This is a genomic window from Devosia subaequoris, from assembly GCF_014197055.1.
GTDB classification, from domain to species: Bacteria; Pseudomonadota; Alphaproteobacteria; order Rhizobiales; family Devosiaceae; genus Devosia; species Devosia subaequoris.
The window spans coordinates 45518-59988 of record NZ_JACIEW010000009.1 but is presented as its reverse complement, the minus strand read 5'-3'; the positions used below and the strand labels follow the sequence as shown (position 1 = coordinate 59988).

Annotated in this window: 16 protein-coding genes and 1 pseudogene; 9 read left to right on the top strand and 8 right to left on the bottom strand. The window is 59.0% G+C overall.

Features of this window, described 5'->3' with window-relative positions:
• Window positions 1-14 precede the first annotated feature (14 nt).
• The gene (locus GGR20_RS15920; RefSeq protein ID WP_183312366.1) at window positions 15-539 is read right to left on the bottom strand and encodes a GreA/GreB family elongation factor; all 525 of its coding nucleotides are present in this window, start codon (window positions 537-539) and stop codon (window positions 15-17) included.
• Window positions 540-663: 124 nt separating this feature from the next.
• Window positions 664-1080: a nucleoside diphosphate kinase regulator gene (rnk, locus tag GGR20_RS15915; protein ID WP_183312365.1), complete on the bottom strand. Its 417-nt coding sequence runs from the start codon at window positions 1078-1080 to the stop codon at window positions 664-666.
• Between the two features lie 859 nt (window positions 1081-1939).
• Between rnk and GGR20_RS15910 the strand changes: the two genes are divergently transcribed.
• The 4 genes from GGR20_RS15910 to GGR20_RS15895 all read left to right on the top strand — a co-directional run bounded on the left by GGR20_RS15910 (window position 1940) and on the right by GGR20_RS15895 (window position 4214).
• A complete protein-coding gene (locus GGR20_RS15910; protein ID WP_183312364.1) occupies window positions 1940-2440 on the top strand; it encodes a GreA/GreB family elongation factor in 501 nt (166 codons plus the stop codon).
• Window positions 2441-2449: 9 nt separating this feature from the next.
• Window positions 2450-2773 carry a hypothetical protein gene (locus GGR20_RS15905; RefSeq protein WP_183312363.1) on the top strand — a complete coding sequence of 108 codons (324 nt, stop codon included), beginning with the start codon at window positions 2450-2452 and terminating at the stop codon, window positions 2771-2773.
• Between the two features lie 320 nt (window positions 2774-3093).
• Window positions 3094-3390 carry a DUF982 domain-containing protein gene (locus tag GGR20_RS19275; RefSeq protein ID WP_183312362.1) on the top strand — a complete coding sequence of 99 codons (297 nt, stop codon included), beginning with the start codon at window positions 3094-3096 and terminating at the stop codon, window positions 3388-3390.
• Between the two features lie 89 nt (window positions 3391-3479).
• A complete protein-coding gene (locus tag GGR20_RS15895) occupies window positions 3480-4214 on the top strand; it encodes a YjiS-like domain-containing protein (protein ID WP_183312361.1) in 735 nt (244 codons plus the stop codon).
• Window positions 4215-4399: 185 nt separating this feature from the next.
• Here the strand turns inward: GGR20_RS15895 and gdhA are convergent, their stop codons facing one another.
• From gdhA to GGR20_RS15875, 4 genes are all read right to left on the bottom strand, one after another.
• Window positions 4400-5755, bottom strand: coding sequence for an NADP-specific glutamate dehydrogenase (gdhA, locus tag GGR20_RS15890; protein ID WP_183312360.1), 1356 nt, complete (start codon window positions 5753-5755; stop codon window positions 4400-4402).
• A 258-nt stretch (window positions 5756-6013) separates the two neighbouring features.
• Window positions 6014-6175, bottom strand: coding sequence for a hypothetical protein (locus tag GGR20_RS15885; protein WP_420827454.1), 162 nt, complete (start codon window positions 6173-6175; stop codon window positions 6014-6016).
• Between the two features lie 93 nt (window positions 6176-6268).
• Entirely contained in the window at window positions 6269-6811 is a 543-nt protein-coding gene (locus tag GGR20_RS15880; protein WP_183312359.1) for a DUF488 domain-containing protein, read from the bottom strand.
• 2 nt (window positions 6812-6813) lie between these two features.
• A complete protein-coding gene (locus GGR20_RS15875) occupies window positions 6814-7020 on the bottom strand; it encodes a hypervirulence associated TUDOR domain-containing protein (protein ID WP_183312358.1) in 207 nt (68 codons plus the stop codon).
• A 157-nt stretch (window positions 7021-7177) separates the two neighbouring features.
• Here GGR20_RS15875 and GGR20_RS15870 point away from each other — a divergent pair.
• The 5 genes and pseudogenes from GGR20_RS15870 to GGR20_RS15850 form a co-directional block, all read left to right on the top strand.
• Window positions 7178-8029, top strand: a pseudogene (locus GGR20_RS15870) (HAD-IC family P-type ATPase); the annotation flags it as partial.
• 377 nt (window positions 8030-8406) lie between these two features.
• Window positions 8407-9663 carry a tetratricopeptide repeat protein gene (locus tag GGR20_RS15865; RefSeq protein WP_210283221.1) on the top strand — a complete coding sequence of 419 codons (1257 nt, stop codon included), beginning with the start codon at window positions 8407-8409 and terminating at the stop codon, window positions 9661-9663.
• A gap of 22 nt (window positions 9664-9685) precedes the next feature.
• Complete coding sequence (locus GGR20_RS15860; protein ID WP_183312355.1) at window positions 9686-10342, top strand: hypothetical protein; 657 nt, start codon at window positions 9686-9688, stop codon at window positions 10340-10342.
• 193 nt (window positions 10343-10535) lie between these two features.
• On the top strand, window positions 10536-10784 hold the full coding sequence (locus GGR20_RS15855) for a hypothetical protein (protein WP_183312354.1): 249 nt from the start codon (window positions 10536-10538) through the stop codon (window positions 10782-10784).
• Window positions 10785-10971: 187 nt separating this feature from the next.
• Entirely contained in the window at window positions 10972-11457 is a 486-nt protein-coding gene (locus GGR20_RS15850) for a MarR family winged helix-turn-helix transcriptional regulator (protein WP_183312353.1), read from the top strand.
• Here GGR20_RS15850 and GGR20_RS15845 read toward each other — a convergent pair.
• Both GGR20_RS15845 and GGR20_RS15840 read right to left on the bottom strand, forming a co-directional pair.
• Window positions 11441-11812, bottom strand: a complete 372-nt coding sequence (locus tag GGR20_RS15845) for a response regulator (protein ID WP_183312352.1) — start codon at window positions 11810-11812, stop codon at window positions 11441-11443. The two genes, GGR20_RS15850 and GGR20_RS15845, sit on opposite strands and share 17 nt — an antisense overlap.
• A complete protein-coding gene (locus GGR20_RS15840) occupies window positions 11809-14109 on the bottom strand; it encodes an ATP-binding protein (RefSeq protein ID WP_183312351.1) in 2301 nt (766 codons plus the stop codon). The genes GGR20_RS15845 and GGR20_RS15840 overlap by 4 nt, the downstream gene beginning before the upstream one ends.
• Window positions 14110-14471: the final 362 nt, after the last annotated feature.

The window sequence follows — 14471 nt, the reverse complement described above, 5'->3', positions numbered from 1 at the left end:
CTAGCAGCGCACAATCAGGCTGCGCTGGGTCCAGGATCATCATCCCCGAAGAACACCGAAGTTCGCTCTGCGCTACGAACCGAATGCCGTGGAGTGGCGATGTCGACTGGCATCTGCTGGGACACAACCCTCAACTTGGGCAAGGCAAGATGCGCCTCCGGCTGATATGGCAATGCTTCGACATAAATCCGCTCCATCCAACCATCGGTTCGCAATGCCGTTACTGTCTGTCCGATACTCGCCCCGATAAGCGCCAGACCGCGCGGCGTCGTGAGCGGCAGCGTGCCATACGTCTCCTCGATTGGTCCGTGGATTAGTGCACGCTCATCGACCCGGCCATTGTTCACACTGAAGCGAACACGGCTGTTAAGGGTGACAACTTCAGCGCCGATATCTGCGGGAAACACCACGATTGCAGTTGCGAGCTTGCGCCGCACAACGCCAATGGCGCCAGGAAATGGTTCCGCGGGTTGTTCGGCAATAGCTTGAAGTAGGAAGAAATCCTCGCTGGTGAGGACGATTGGAAGCTGCTCGGACATCGAAAACTCCGGATAAAAAAGGTTGTCACTGGTCGACACCCCTGATCCGGAGGCACTGGCCTTAACGGATCAGGGGCGACGACCTGCCTTGGGTTTGCCGCATCGGCGAAAGGAGGTTAGTCAATCAGGCCTCCACAGGGTCTTGGCTGGGCTGAAACACGTCCAGAACAGTCAGGACATGCTTGCGTCCATCGCGAGATTGCCAAGTGATCGACTGGCCAGTTCTCAGGCCAATGAGCGCAGCTCCGATGGGGGTGAGGACCGAGACCTTGCCCTGCGAAATGTCGGCGTGAGCCGGAAACACCAAGGTAACGTCAACCAGATCGTCGCGATCGGTGCGATACTGGACGCGCGAACCCATGCGAACCACGTCGGGCTTGAGCCTGGCGTCAGGCACCACGCGGGCGCGCTCCATTTCCATCAGCAGCGCATCAGCCGCTGACGGCGTGTCTGCCGCACTGCCGGCAGCGGCGAGCGCGAGCAGTTGTGCATACTCTGAGTGAGCGATGGTAATTTGGGGTCTGAGGGTGTGTGAGCGCATAGCCAATTTCCGGTGAAAAGCGGCAAAGAACAAGCGGACCCGAAGTCCGGCTGCACGTGCCTGGTCGATGTTCTGTTAAAGTCCCTGACCCCTAAACCTCGGTGCAACAGCATGCCGGGTTTAGGGCAACTATCCTTCGACCGGCATGTTCCGGCGAGCAAACGCTTGGTGGATGTTCAAAATCGGGTTCATGCCCACAAGCTAGGGTAGATTAAAATAAAGTCAAGCATTACCCGCCTGTCGAGAGAGGAATGGTCCGACAAAGACTTTTCTGACGTCCATTGGAACTTCGAAGTTGAAAAAACCGCCACCAAAAAAAACTTCACGCTATAAATCAAAGTGACATTTTGCCTCCACTTTAGACCCACGCTCATCCTTGACTATAAATTTTTATAGACCATCTTGGATGCGCGCACTTCCGTGCCGCTCTCAGTATTTGCGAATTCCGCGATGCTCAAAAGTAAAGGAGATTTTGAAATGTCTGCGCTTAGGTTCTGTCGCTCTTGTGCGGGACCACGCCCACGCGCCGCTGTCCGATGCCCATGGTGCTTCCGGCACTACACTTCGCCGCGATGCGCCCCTGAGCATTTGTTCGGTGCTCCTTCTCTTGATACGCAACCGACTGGTAGCCGCGTCTTCGATGTCAGTTCGGCTCGCTAGCCGCTGACCCGACGCTGAAGGCTGCCAGTACGCCCAGACGTCGTCGAGCCCAAACCCCAGAAAAATGCCAGAGCGCGAGGCCGAACCGCGGTTTCGCCGATGGCGCGCGCCCGGCCAGCGTCGGATCCCGAAGGCAGGCTTGGCTTGCGCCAGCCGCGCCTAGAGCGGTGCGCCGCGTCTTTATGAAGGAGACCTTTCCGTGACCAACCATTCCCGCCCGATAATGACGACCGACGACCACGAACGCCTGCAGCGTTTGATGACGACACTGATCGGCAGCAGATCACCGCTCGCCGATATTGTGCGCCGCAAGGTTCATGCTGCAGCGATTGTTGACCCCCACCAAGTGTCGCCTGATCTGGTCACAAGCGGGCGTCGGGTGCGTTTCGCCGTCAATGACGGTGGCTCCGAAGAACACACTTTGACGTGGGCCAATGATCGGCGGAGCCACTCGTCAACGCTCTCCCTGCAGCAGCCATTGGGCATTGCCATGCTTGGTTTACGAGCCGGTCAATCCATTTCACTGGAGCTTAGTGAGCAGGAAACCACCACGCTTGTGGTCGAGGATGTCCTGGCCAGTCTGCGCGCCACGGCTCTGCGCAGAACTCTGTATCAGCCGAGTCTGGAATGTCTGTCGCGGTGGGAGGACGATGGCGGCCGACCCGCGGCAATGAATTGGCCTCTGGCAGTGCATGGGTAGGTGGCGACAATGAAGTTATTCAGGCTTTCGCTGCGTCGCCCCGGCGCGCACTGGGGGCATTCGCAAGACCATGGCGAGGTCATTGTTCGTGCCCAGTCCAGTGGTGAGGCCCGCTTCGTGGCCGCCTGTGCTGAGGCAGCATTGGCTCACCTGACGGGCGAACGCTGGTTTGAAATGGCCGCAATCGCCTTCCGAAATCCGCTGCTTTACCGGGTCATCAGGGACGCACCCGGGCGGTATGCACAAGCCTGCGCCGCCCAGGTGGTCAGCGGCTTGGCTCGCAAGGCGGCTGCAGCCAGACGATTCAGCATTGGCGAGACCGGCACCGGCTGACGCTTCCTCGAACCGGATGCGTTCAAATAACGCAACGGCACGACACGTCGATCTGCCGATCAGGCTTGGCGAGCTCAGCGCACTGTCGCGAAGCCAGGGCGCTGAGAGGCTTGCGCCCGACTTGGGAAGCCAAAACTGGCGCCTCTGGGTGCCGGTCATCCCGGCTATCGCGACAACATCAGCTCGCAGCTAATAGAAAACAGTGTAGAATCTCAGCAATAACAACAACACATAAGACAAAACGTCCTCAGACTTGAATTACTGGAACAAATATCAATATTTATACTGATCAAATCTACACGTCAAAAAGGAGATGCGGAATGGGCACTAGAAACTTCAAAAAACCGGTTTTCCTCTCGCTCAAACAGAGCGGCGTTGCGAGCTATCGGGTCGATAATGCCGCTGACGCACTGGATTACCTCAAACGGTTTTGGTCCAGCCCTCGAACGATCGAATATCGGCGCGCCTATGCGATTTGCCTGAGCGCCTTGGACAATCTGGGGTCAGCAGAGTCGGCCCGAGCCTATCTTATCGCCGCGGCGGAACGGGCTGGTGTCCTCTACCGCCTACACGACCGACTGGGCCCAAGAAGAAGTCGAACCGACGCCAGAGCATAGGCCGAGGCATATCGCGCCTGAACATGTCAGCCAGTTTCAACTCGTCCTGCGCCCGAGCGCGCGGGCTCTTTTAGCTGAGAGGACTTTCCATGCAGATCAACCATCCAACCACCCTTACTGCCGACGATCATGTGATGCTCGCCAGGTTTATGCGGGCGCTTTCAGAGAGTGAGAAGTCACTAGCCGCGATGGCCCGGCGTAAGCTCGAAACAGCGGTGATCCTTCATCCCCAGGCTGCAGCTGACGACTTGGTGAGCAGCGGCCGCCGGGTACGCTACTGCGTCAATGGCGCGATCGAAGCAGAACATGCACTGACGTGGGACCTGCCTAAAACTGCCGCCGCGTCGGCGATTTCGCTGCGGCGGCCGCTGGGACTGGCTCTGTTGGGTCTGCGCACCGGCCAGAGCGTAGCTTTCCCGACTGAAGCCGGCATCGAAACGGTAGAGGTGATCGGTGTGTCCGCTGCACCGGGCACCTCGACGGATGCGGCGCCGAGACCAGTGACGGAACCCGCGAAACTGCACCGGGTCGCGGCAGCGATCAACCGACAGCTACGATCAGCGCTGGCGCGTATGCAAAAGGCACGGGCTGAAACAACCCTCCGGCAGCTTAGCGACGGAACGCTCAGAGACATCGGCATCACGCGTAGCGAGATCCCGTATGTCGCTGGCGTTGTTGCTGGTCTGATACCAGCTGCGACGACTGACGAGCTACAATCGGACGGAGACGCCCAGAATGTGCCTCGCCCCGAAGCGGAAGGCACTCAGGCAGCGAGAGGAGGAGCTCGGCGATCCGCCGATTTCGAAATGTGCTCCAAGGGCTAAGCGGACCGTGCACTGAGCCGGACATTTAGTAACCATGGGCCAATCGGGCCGCGATGAGCTCCAGCGCAAATTCCCTGACCCAGATGACCCTATCGAAACAGGAACTCCACCGGGCAAAAAGCCCGCCAACCTGAGCAAGGAAGCACTACGTGCCGCAGTCTCAAACAGGTTGCGCTTGCCAAGGATCAGATTACGCCCAATGTGCGCATGGCATCGGCTACCCTGACAAAGCCGGCGATGTTGGCGCCCAGCACATAGTCACCCGGTGCGCCATATTCGTCGGCTGTGCTGGCGCAATTATCGTGAATGGTTTGCATGATCTCGGCCAGTCTTGCCTCGGTCTTGTCGAAGCTCCAGCTGTCGCGGGAGGCGTTCTGCTGCATCTCGAGGGCCGATGTCGCGACCCCGCCGGCGTTGGCAGCCTTGCCTGGCGCGAACATGACCCCAGCCTCCCGAAAGATGCGGATAGCCTCAGGGGTTGAAGGCATGTTAGCCCCCTCCCCCACAGCGACAACGCCGTTGGACACCAGGGTCTTGGCGTCCTTGCCGGTAAGCTCGTTCTGCGTAGCGGAGGGCATAGCGACATCGCATGGGACGTCCCAAATGGACCCTTCCCCGCCTTTAACGAAGTGAGCACCACCGCCTGCTCCCTTGAGCTCCAGATAGTTGGCAATGCGCCCGCGGCGGACCTCTTTAACCTCCTTGAGTAGCTCAAGGTCTATCCCCGCTTCGTCAACCACATAACCAGAGCTATCGGAGACCGCGACGACCTTGCCGCCGAAGGACTGCACCTTCTCGACACTGTAGATCGCAACGTTGCCAGAGCCGGACACCACCACCGTCTTGCCTTCGAAGCTCTGATCTTTGGTCGCAAGCATGGCTTTTGTGAAATAGGTGTTTCCGTAGCCGGTTGCTTCGGTACGGGCCCGTGAGCCGCCATAGAACAGCGCCTTGCCGGTGAGCACACCCGCTTCGTAGCGGTTGGTCAGTCGCTTATACTGGCCGAACATATAGCCGATCTCTCGCCCTCCCACACCGATGTCACCAGCTGGGACGTCGGTGTGCTCCCCGATGTGGCGGGACAGTTCAGTCATAAACGATTGGCAGAATCGCATGACCTCGCCATCGGACCGTCCCCGCGGGCTGAAGTCCGACCCGCCCTTGCCGCCTCCGATGGGCATGCCGGTCAGAGCATTCTTGAAAGTCTGCTCAAATCCCAGGAACTTGATGATCCCGACGTTTACGGAGGGGTGGAAGCGAAGGCCACCTTTATAGGGCCCCAGAGCCGAGTTGAACTGAACTCGAAAGCCACGATTGATCTGCACCTGCCCCTTGTCGTCCACCCAGGGCACCCGGAAAATGATCTGTCGCTCGGGTTCGCAGATGCGCTCAATGAGGGCATGCTCGATATAATCGGGCCGCTTTGCGACCACCCGTCCGAGGCTTTCCAGCACTTCGCGAACCGCCTGGTGGAACTCTGGCTCGCCCGGATTGCGGTGCAGCACCTGTTCGAGGAGCGGTTCCAGTTTCTCGTCGATCATCGGTTTGCTCTTTGAGTCCGTAAGCACATGGTCGGGAACTCATTATCTCACTGAAATCAGGATCGCGAACAACAAACAGGCATTCTGCCCATTTTTGTCGCAGCAAAGCTGATCTCGAGGTTTTGGGACGGAGCTGCTCCCACAGGGACAGACCTGGCCGGTTACTTGGTTCGTGCAGACGCGGGCGGTAGGACGGGTTGCTACGTCACCGAGCAGGGAAAATCATGCGTGGGAGTTGCCTCAACCTCACCGCACCTCTCACATGTCCGGCAGAAAGACTGTAAACAACCCGGCTAATGGCAAAAAAGAGCATAACCAGAAGACATGCTCTATGCTGGTGATATCTGCCGAGGCACCGAGCGCGGCGGCCGCGATTCCGCCGGCACCGAAGGCAAAACCGAAGAAGATGCCGGCGATCATTCCTATTCGTCCTGGCATGAGTTCCTACTCGAACACTGAATAGCCCGCGTTCTGTAGACACCTTCGGCGACGAACTCGCGCGGCTCTATATGTCTAAGTGGAGACAACTGGGTAATGGATGCTACCGTCAATGAGGACTTTAGATCCAGGCGTAATGGCCGCAGGCACAGACCTTCCCACGTCCATGATGTGAAAGACTTGCACGTTCCTAGACAGCAGGTAGTCGGTGATGATCCTACGGTGACACCGCCACCAAACGGCTTCGGAGCACATAAGCGTCAAACGAGCTGACATCGCGGCGACGATGAGTTCAGCGACAACGGTCTGAAACTGAGGCGTCAAAGCATAATCGGCATAGTTATGAAAGCTCCGATTACGCCATAAAGCGTTGATGTCGTAATTCTTTTCTTGCTGCTTTGTCCGTCGCCCTCCCAGATCAGCCCAATGCTCGTACCCTATTTGAACGTCCTTCAAAGTGCTCGGCAGCACATCGAAATTGTATTGTGGGTTCGATCTCGAGCGAGGGAATGAACGGACGTCGATCACCTTTTGAACTTGCTCAGCTCGCAGCATCTCGATGAAGATTGCCACGTCGCGATCAGAGTGACCTATGGTAAAAATCGGGTTCTGGCGCATCGTCATATCCTGCGCAACGCCGACCCTTTGTGTGCGGCCACATGATCTGTCTTGTCACTTTTGATTTCATATTGGGGTTCGTCCCTGGAAGCGCGGCGAGTATGGCCCTTGTAAGAGAAGTCCTTGGTGTGGATCTTGCTGATGGTGCCTGACACCCATCCTGCCTCTGAATTCCATTTAACGTGATCACCCAATGAAAAAATGGTCATGCCGGAGCTCCTTCTTCATCGGCAATGGGGCAGCTTAGAGTATAGTTCCCATTCGCTAGGATCTTAGAAGTACTCGGCTTCGCTCGCGTCCAGCAGGAAGTGACGAGCAGACCTGGCGCCGCACCAAGTTCACCGTTTACCTCAAACCATTTCGCATATGCTTCGCATGGCGGCGGCGCTGGAGAGCGGGTCTTCTCATCCACTGGCGATGGCGATCCTGGCAAAGGCCAAGGAGCTTAAAGTGCCGGTGCCGCCTGCCTTCGGTGCCAAGGCACTTGCCGGCAAGGGCGTGTCCGGGAACATCGGCGGGGTCGAGGTGCTGCTGGCCTCGCCGGCCGCTGCTGCCGAGATCGAGGATATAGAATCTGACCTAACAGCGCGCATGGATGCGTTCAACGACGAGGGCAAGACGGTTTTCATGATGGTGGCCAACGGGCAAGTCGCGGGCGTGTTTGCGATCGGGGACGAGGACCGTCCGGATGCCGTCGCCGGGTTGAAAACGCTACGGGATGCCGGGATCACCCCCCCCGTCATGCTGACAGGCGACAATCGGCGCACGGCGAAGGCTGTTGGCGCTGGCCTGGGGCTCGAGGTCAAGGCCGAGCTGATGCCAGAGGACAAGCAGCGGATCGTGCAGGAGATGCAGTCGGCCGGTCAGATCGTCGCCAAAGTCGGCGACGGCATCAACGACGCGCCGGCGCTGGCGGCTGCAGATATCGGCATCGCCATGGGCGGCGGTACCGTTGTGGCGCTGGAGACAGCCGACGTTGCGGTACTGCATGGGCGAGTTACTGACATTGCGGCGATGATTGCCCCGTCCAAGGCGACAATGGGCAACATCAAGCAGAACATTGTCATCGCGCTGGGGCTAAAGGCAGTGTTCCTAGTGACGACCATCGTTGGGATCACGGGTCTTTGGCCTGCCATTCTTGCGGACACCGGGGCAACCGTATTGGTTACGGTGAACGCCAAGCGGCTGCTCGGATGGCAACCAGAGCAGTCAGCATGACCATACGCTTTGCTGGCTTTCTATCGTGCAGCGGACAGTCCATTTTCAACCCTACTGTCGTCATCGTCTTTACGTGAGCGGACCGGCCGCTTTAGGAAATTGAAAAGCCAGCCCGAATGGCGGAAATGGGGCGCTCACCTGCCTGGCGGCTTATAGAAGCCCCCTGCCCTCAGTGCCAACTTCGTAGGCCACAGCTGGAGGGCGCGTTGCTGACCAGCAGAAACCGATCCCATTTTCGTCGTAAAGGACTTCCCCTGCATCCTCCAGGATCTGTCAGTTTGCGCCGGGATGACGCGCCCCCTCCGTCCCGTTCGCACAGGTCCGTAGACCGGTCTTAAGCATTCGATAGGGCTTGCCCCGAAGCTCATTCTCATTTAATGATCAGTGATCATTTTAAAGAAATGACGATGCTGAAGAAATGGGTTGCTCCTTTGTCAGGCTTGGTATTGGCAGCCCTTCCCGCGGACCGGGCGGTATTGGCCGGACCCGCTAATGATTGCACGCGTATCGCGGCATCACCCTTCGAGCCGGGTTACGAAAGCAATCCTCAGCGCATCATTGATGTGCAGCGTGCTATAGCCGTCTGTGAAGCAGCACACTTGGCAGCCCCCGAAGATGGCGCAATCGCCGCATGGCTCGGGCGGGCCTATCTCGAAGCGTTCAATGACCGGGCGGCAGTGGCATCCCTCCAAAAGGCAGCGGCGGCGAACCATGCAATAGGGACCGCTCTTTATGCAACGCATCTCCTTGATAACCCACACATGGAAGCGGACCCGTCCCGAGCGGTATCGATGCTTCGCCCACTTGCCGAAGCGGGCCTCGCGCTAGCGCAACACGGCCTTGGTCGTGCCTATGACTTTGGTTACGGCATCGCCCCCGACCCGAAGCAGGCGGTCACCTATTATCGGCTCGCTGCAGACCATGGCTATTCGCGAGCTCAGGCCGCCTTGTCCTCACTCTACGAACTGGGCCTGGGCGTCGAGCAGGACCATGGCCAGGCCCTGCGCTGGGCCCAGGAGGCCGCGTCGCAGAACGACCCCTATGGCATTTGGCAGTTGGCCTGGCTTTACGAAAACGGTTTGGGCAAGGAACCGGATCGAGTTGAAGCCATCAGGCTTTATCAGCGCGGCGCCGACCTAGGAGATCCGCTGGCCCTCAATCAACTTGGTCACATCTACGCCGAGGGCATTGGTACGAATATTGACGAAGTGAGGGCAATCGCACTCTTCTCGCGCGCAGCAGCTACAGGCGAACCCCTCGCCATCGCCAATCTGGGACAAATGTATTTGCTTGGAAAAGGCGTTGCAGCCGACCCGGAATATGCCGGCGAGCTGTTGTTGAAGGCAGCAGAACTCGGTGAGCCCACTGCGATGGTCGCCTTAGGTCATCTCTATACCACCGGAGAGGGCGTTTCTATCGATTATGCAGAAGCTTTGCGCTGGACACTCAAGGCGGCAGACCTAGGAGAGCCACTGGCGTGGAATAATCTGGGCAACCACTACGAAAAAGGGCTCGGTGTGCCGCGCGACTTGGTCCTAGCGCGGCAATGGTATCAGCAGGCTTTGGATGCTGGTGTCGAACTCGCTCGCCGGGGGCTTGAAGACGTCACCATCCTCGAAAATACAAGTCGCTAGACACAAGCTTAAGGATAATTACATGCGCACGACCCCTGTAACACTAGTTATGGTCGCGATGTTGCTGTCACTCCATCCAGTGCTAGGCTCGGAAATCGATCAGACCAACGATCTTAGATTGCGGTGCGGGGTCGGATATCTTCTCATCGCGGACATGCCGGAAATGAACAATACGGCCGAAGAGAGTGCGGCGTTTAAGCGTATGTCGGATTCTCTTCTGAACCATGCCGATACGATTCTCGCACAACAGGGAATTTCCACCGTGGAGCGGGAAGAAATCGGCGAGCGTTATACTCGGGAAATGGACGAGATTCTGCAAAAGGACCTAGAGTTGGGATTCGATCCCGATGACTGTATCGACCTTGTGGCCGAAGCCGATGCCGTCGCTGAAGCAGCAGCGCTCGATGCTGAGATCGACATCTACATGACCTGCGGCGCAGGCTTCCTTGCCGCCGCACGCGTCAAGCAAAATGAAGGCGAAACAAAAATTGCGGCGGAGCTCGAAGCCTTGGGCACACGGCTCGCAGGTCTCGGGGATGACCTGATGATTGGGGCTGGATACAACAAAACGGCACGCCATCAGGTGGGGCAACTCTACGGAGAGTCCGTAGGAGCAAAGTTCAATTCGGGCGAAGATCTCAAATACGACTGGGACACTTGTGCAGGTCTCGGCCAATAGACCACGCCCGCCGGGGAAAGCAGCAGATGGGCTTTGAGGCGCAGGTTTGACCGGCGGGCAACCTATCAGACGCAAAAACAAATCTCAGAAGAGCGGTCCCTTCGCTGCAGGACCACTGAGGACCAGGTCGGCGTCCGGCGTGGAACCGAGAAGGCTTTGAGGAACTCATTCTAGCGATGCATTGGAGGGGATTATGATGCTGGAAATGGGATTGATAGTCGGCGGCGCCGCAATTCTTGGCGGTGCGTTATACCTGCGTCGGACCATGCCCTGGCCCTTCAAGTATGAAGAGAAAAACTACCGTCGCATGCCTGACGGAACCTTTCAGAACGCCAACAAGCAGGTAGTTGTCGATGCAGCGCTCATACCGCGCTTACGCAAAGCGTACGAAAGCGCAAAATATGGCGAAAAGGACATGTCTGACTGGCCGGACGCCGACTGAGCCACGAGCGGGACTGCTTGTACGGAGTAAATCGCTGTGGCGACTAGAGAGCGAGACGGTGTTCGTTGGCCGCCGGTGCCCAGAGCTCGACTGCCAGCAGAACCAGATCGCCGACTTGCTTTCGCCGGCCCGTATGCCATATCTGGCGCTGCGCCGGGTGGCGTCGTATCACCCTGGGAGGGTCCATTTGACGTCTGGCACTTCCCATCCATCGAAAGCCGACGCAGCCCTGGCCGGTCTGCTCGATCAGGTGACACGGCACATCCACTCCAGCAACCACGCCGCTGACCTCTATCCGGCGCAATGGAGCGCCTTGCGCTATTTTGCCAAGGCGGACCCCCCGCACCGTAGCGCCATATCCCTGGCGCGTTATCAAGGGATCGAGCCCGGCCCGACTACCCGGACGGTGCGAACGCTGATAACCAAGGGACTGCTCGAGGACGCAGGATCGCTTGGACGTGGCCGTATCCGGCGCGTCGATGTCACCGACAAAGGGCGCGAACTGCTGCTGTCCGATCCCCTGAACATCGTGGTTGAGGCACTAGCAAGCCTTGAGGGAGTCCAAAAACGCGCACTTGCAGAGGCGCTTGAACGCATGCTGGTCCGCTTGCAATCGCAGAAGCGACAGCCTGAAGATGGCGGCCCGGGCGGCGCAGTTAGCGATTCAGAATAGCCTGAACCAATTGCTCCTCGTCGAAAGGCTTGACGAAGACGCGCTCAGCACCCCAGACCTCGGCTAGTGAAACGGCAGTCTCGACCGTGAAGTCCGGCCCACCGCCCGTCATCGCGAACACTCGCAAGTGGGGAAACTCGGTTGTCAGCAGCTTCATGAGCGAGAGCCCGTCCATGCCGGGCATCCAGATGTCAGTTACCAGCACGTCGTATGGCGCGCTCCGGAGCCGAGCGAGGGAGTCAATTCCGGTTGCTGTAGTGTCGACTTCGAAACCGGCCTGCCGAAGGCTGCCGGCAACAGATTCCAGCAGGGGTGCAAAATCGTCGCACACGAGGACCCGGGGCGAATGTTTCATGAGCCGGCGCCTCCTTGGGCGAACGCGATGACCACGGACGTGCCCTGGCCGGACACGGATTCAATGCGGGCCGTCGCGCCCCAACTTTTCAGCAGCCCGGCCACGACGGAAAGGCCCAGCCCCGTGCCGCCGCTCTGCGGGCGCGTGGTGAAGAACGGCTCAAAGGCGCGCGACGCGACATCGTCGGACATGCCTGAACCGTTGTCGCGCACAACCAAACGGGGGGTCGCCCCTCCCTCCAGGATGACCTCGATGACACCCTCATTGTCTATGGCGCGCATGGCATTGGCCACCAGGTTGGTCATGACCTGCAGCATCTCTCCCGCATGAATTTCTGGGCATTCCAGCTCAGCAATATCTGCTTTGAGCGCAATGCGCGGCGGCAGGATCGGCCGCACGGTGTCAAGGCTCCGGCGCAAGGCGGTGCTGATCGGCAGGCGGGTGGTGTCCTGATGTTCGACCGCCGTTGTAGAGCGCAGGGATGCCACAATGTCGCGCATGTCTTGGGACAGTTCGATGACCGTGTCCATGAGCCGTACGGTCTCATGGTCGTCCTGGGCGCGGCGCCTGGCCTGTCGCGAGAAACTCATGATGGGGTGCAGGAGGTTATTGATCTCGTGGGCGACATAGGCTGCTAGCTGTCCGAGGGCGGCCATTTTCTCGCGACGTGTCGACTGTTGCAGATGCGCATCCCGCTCAGTCGCGTCAACCAGAGTACCGGCAAAGCCCGATACCCGCCCGCGCGAGTCGCGTGCAAAAGTGCCGCTGATCAGAACCTCCCGGCTCTTGCCGTCATGGTCAAGCACGGCGAGTGCAACATCCCGGAAGGGTTCCCCCTCTTCGAGGCAGCGTCGAATGTGGGCCAACGCCGAGTCACTGTGGCGCGCGACCGCGGCCAGTGACGGCACGAGAGGCTGTCCAACCTCGAGGGACAGGTCGGCAAATTGTGGACCTTCGAGGTAGGTGATGTCTCCCTGGGCCGTAGTTTCCCAAAAGCTATCTGCGGCGCTGTCGGCAAAGTTGCGGAAGCGCGTCTCCATGAGCTCGGCTCGCTGGCGCAGGCGGCGCTCGCGATGCTGCAGGCTGTCTGAGACCAGCACGCCATAACAGAGCAGCGAAGCGGTGGCGCCGACATAGAGTGCGTTGGCGAACAGTACCGAGGCACCAATGCCGGGGAACAGGTCCAGCGCCAGCCGCAGGAACGCCGTGGCTATGGCCGGTGACCAGCCCAGCAGGAATAGAATCGCCCGGGTGCGCGTTCGCCAGAGTGCAACCACTGCGACCGCCAAGCATATCACTAGCGCCAGCATCCCTGCGAAAGCCGAGAATAGGCGCACGAATTGCTCACCTACCAGTGTTTCGCGGGCTGTCTCGGCGGCTAGCAGCCCGAAGGCAATGGCAGCAATGTTGAGAGCGCGATCTAGCCCCTTGGACCAGGACCGGACGTCGAGCCAGTAGCGGGTAAACGTCAGAAGCGCTGCATAGATGAGGATGGTTGCACTGAGGGAGACAAGACGGGCAACTGTCTCTGCGCCCGGCAAGATGTGCGTATCGAGGATGCCCCTGTCGGCGAGCATGTAGCAGGTGAAAGCGACGATGACACCAACCAGCGATCCGAACAAACGGTCCCGCAAAGTCACGGCCATGACCCCGATATAGACGGCCAGACCCAGCAATACGCCGGAAAGGATGCCCAGCGTGACTGATTCCAAGCTGTAGTCGCCTATCAGCACCTGGAGGGGGCGCAGGTGCAGCATTGCACGCATCGAGGAGCCGGTGACGGTGCGCAAGTAGAGTGTCTTGCCGGCGATATCTTCACCCTCAAGGGCAAAGATCGGATAGCGCGTGAGGCTAGACCAATCACCGCGCCGCCATTGCATCTGCCGGTGGCCGTCGTCCCGAGGTATGAAAAGATCGGTGTCCCGCGCCCGCGTCAGCTCCAGGGAAATCCCGTACTCGCCCGGGTCGAGTCGGGGCACTTCGATGCGGAGCCAGAATGCAGCCGTCGGCGCTGGAGACACGCCGCGGTTGGCAATGTCACCGAAGAAGCTGTCGCCCTGTTCCAGTATGTCCTGGAGCCTGAGCGAACCGTCCGGATCCACCGCCGACATGATGCGTCCCGCCAGCGCGATTTCGTCCCGTTCTGCGGCGGGCCTGCCAGATAGCGATACGATATCGTCGCGAACCGCCAAGATGAAGATGATGGCAAGGCAGGCCATCAGCATCAGCCAGATCAGCCGCAGGCCCCCTTTGCTGAGCCGCTGCGATTCGTGAATCCAGTAAAATCTGTCGGCCATGAACGCGGCGCCCTCCTCGCTGCGAAGTACGGCAGTACCCTATGCCTTGGCAGAGCGCCAAACGGTTTGTGGCCTTGCACCGCTGCAATCTGGTCACAATCGCCGACCTTTTAAAAGCTCAGTGATCTTTTTAATTGTGTCTTTGAGATAAAGGTGCTGAATTCCCGCTCACCCGAAGGAGTTCAGGGTCGTCCAATCGATGCATCACGCCAATTGCGCCGACGCCGACTTCGATGGGAGGCAATCCGGCGCGCATGCGGAATCTGGCGCCGGCAAAAAGACAGCCCGCGACCGATTTCCGGACCAGCGGGGAGGGCAACACAAAGCGCGGGTCCGAGGGCACTGCGTGCTGGAGATACTAT

Coding starts and splice junctions, on each gene's coding strand:
- rnk (WP_183312365.1), bottom strand. CDS start 1,080: ATGCGCTCACACACCCTCAGACCCCAAATTACCATCGCTCACTCAGAG.
- GGR20_RS15895 (WP_183312361.1), top strand. CDS start 3,480: ATGCAGATCAACCATCCAACCACCCTTACTGCCGACGATCATGTGATG.
- GGR20_RS15845 (WP_183312352.1), bottom strand. CDS start 11,812: ATGAAACATTCGCCCCGGGTCCTCGTGTGCGACGATTTTGCACCCCTG.
- GGR20_RS15920 (WP_183312366.1), bottom strand. CDS start 539: ATGTCCGAGCAGCTTCCAATCGTCCTCACCAGCGAGGATTTCTTCCTA.
- GGR20_RS15880 (WP_183312359.1), bottom strand. CDS start 6,811: ATGCGCCAGAACCCGATTTTTACCATAGGTCACTCTGATCGCGACGTG.
- GGR20_RS15840 (WP_183312351.1), bottom strand. CDS start 14,109: ATGGCCGACAGATTTTACTGGATTCACGAATCGCAGCGGCTCAGCAAA.
- GGR20_RS15875 (WP_183312358.1), bottom strand. CDS start 7,020: ATGACCATTTTTTCATTGGGTGATCACGTTAAATGGAATTCAGAGGCA.
- GGR20_RS15855 (WP_183312354.1), top strand. CDS start 10,536: ATGATGCTGGAAATGGGATTGATAGTCGGCGGCGCCGCAATTCTTGGC.
- GGR20_RS15860 (WP_183312355.1), top strand. CDS start 9,686: ATGCGCACGACCCCTGTAACACTAGTTATGGTCGCGATGTTGCTGTCA.
- gdhA (WP_183312360.1), bottom strand. CDS start 5,755: ATGATCGACGAGAAACTGGAACCGCTCCTCGAACAGGTGCTGCACCGC.
- GGR20_RS19275 (WP_183312362.1), top strand. CDS start 3,094: ATGGGCACTAGAAACTTCAAAAAACCGGTTTTCCTCTCGCTCAAACAG.
- GGR20_RS15905 (WP_183312363.1), top strand. CDS start 2,450: ATGAAGTTATTCAGGCTTTCGCTGCGTCGCCCCGGCGCGCACTGGGGG.
- GGR20_RS15885 (WP_420827454.1), bottom strand. CDS start 6,175: ATGATCGCCGGCATCTTCTTCGGTTTTGCCTTCGGTGCCGGCGGAATC.
- GGR20_RS15865 (WP_210283221.1), top strand. CDS start 8,407: ATGATCAGTGATCATTTTAAAGAAATGACGATGCTGAAGAAATGGGTT.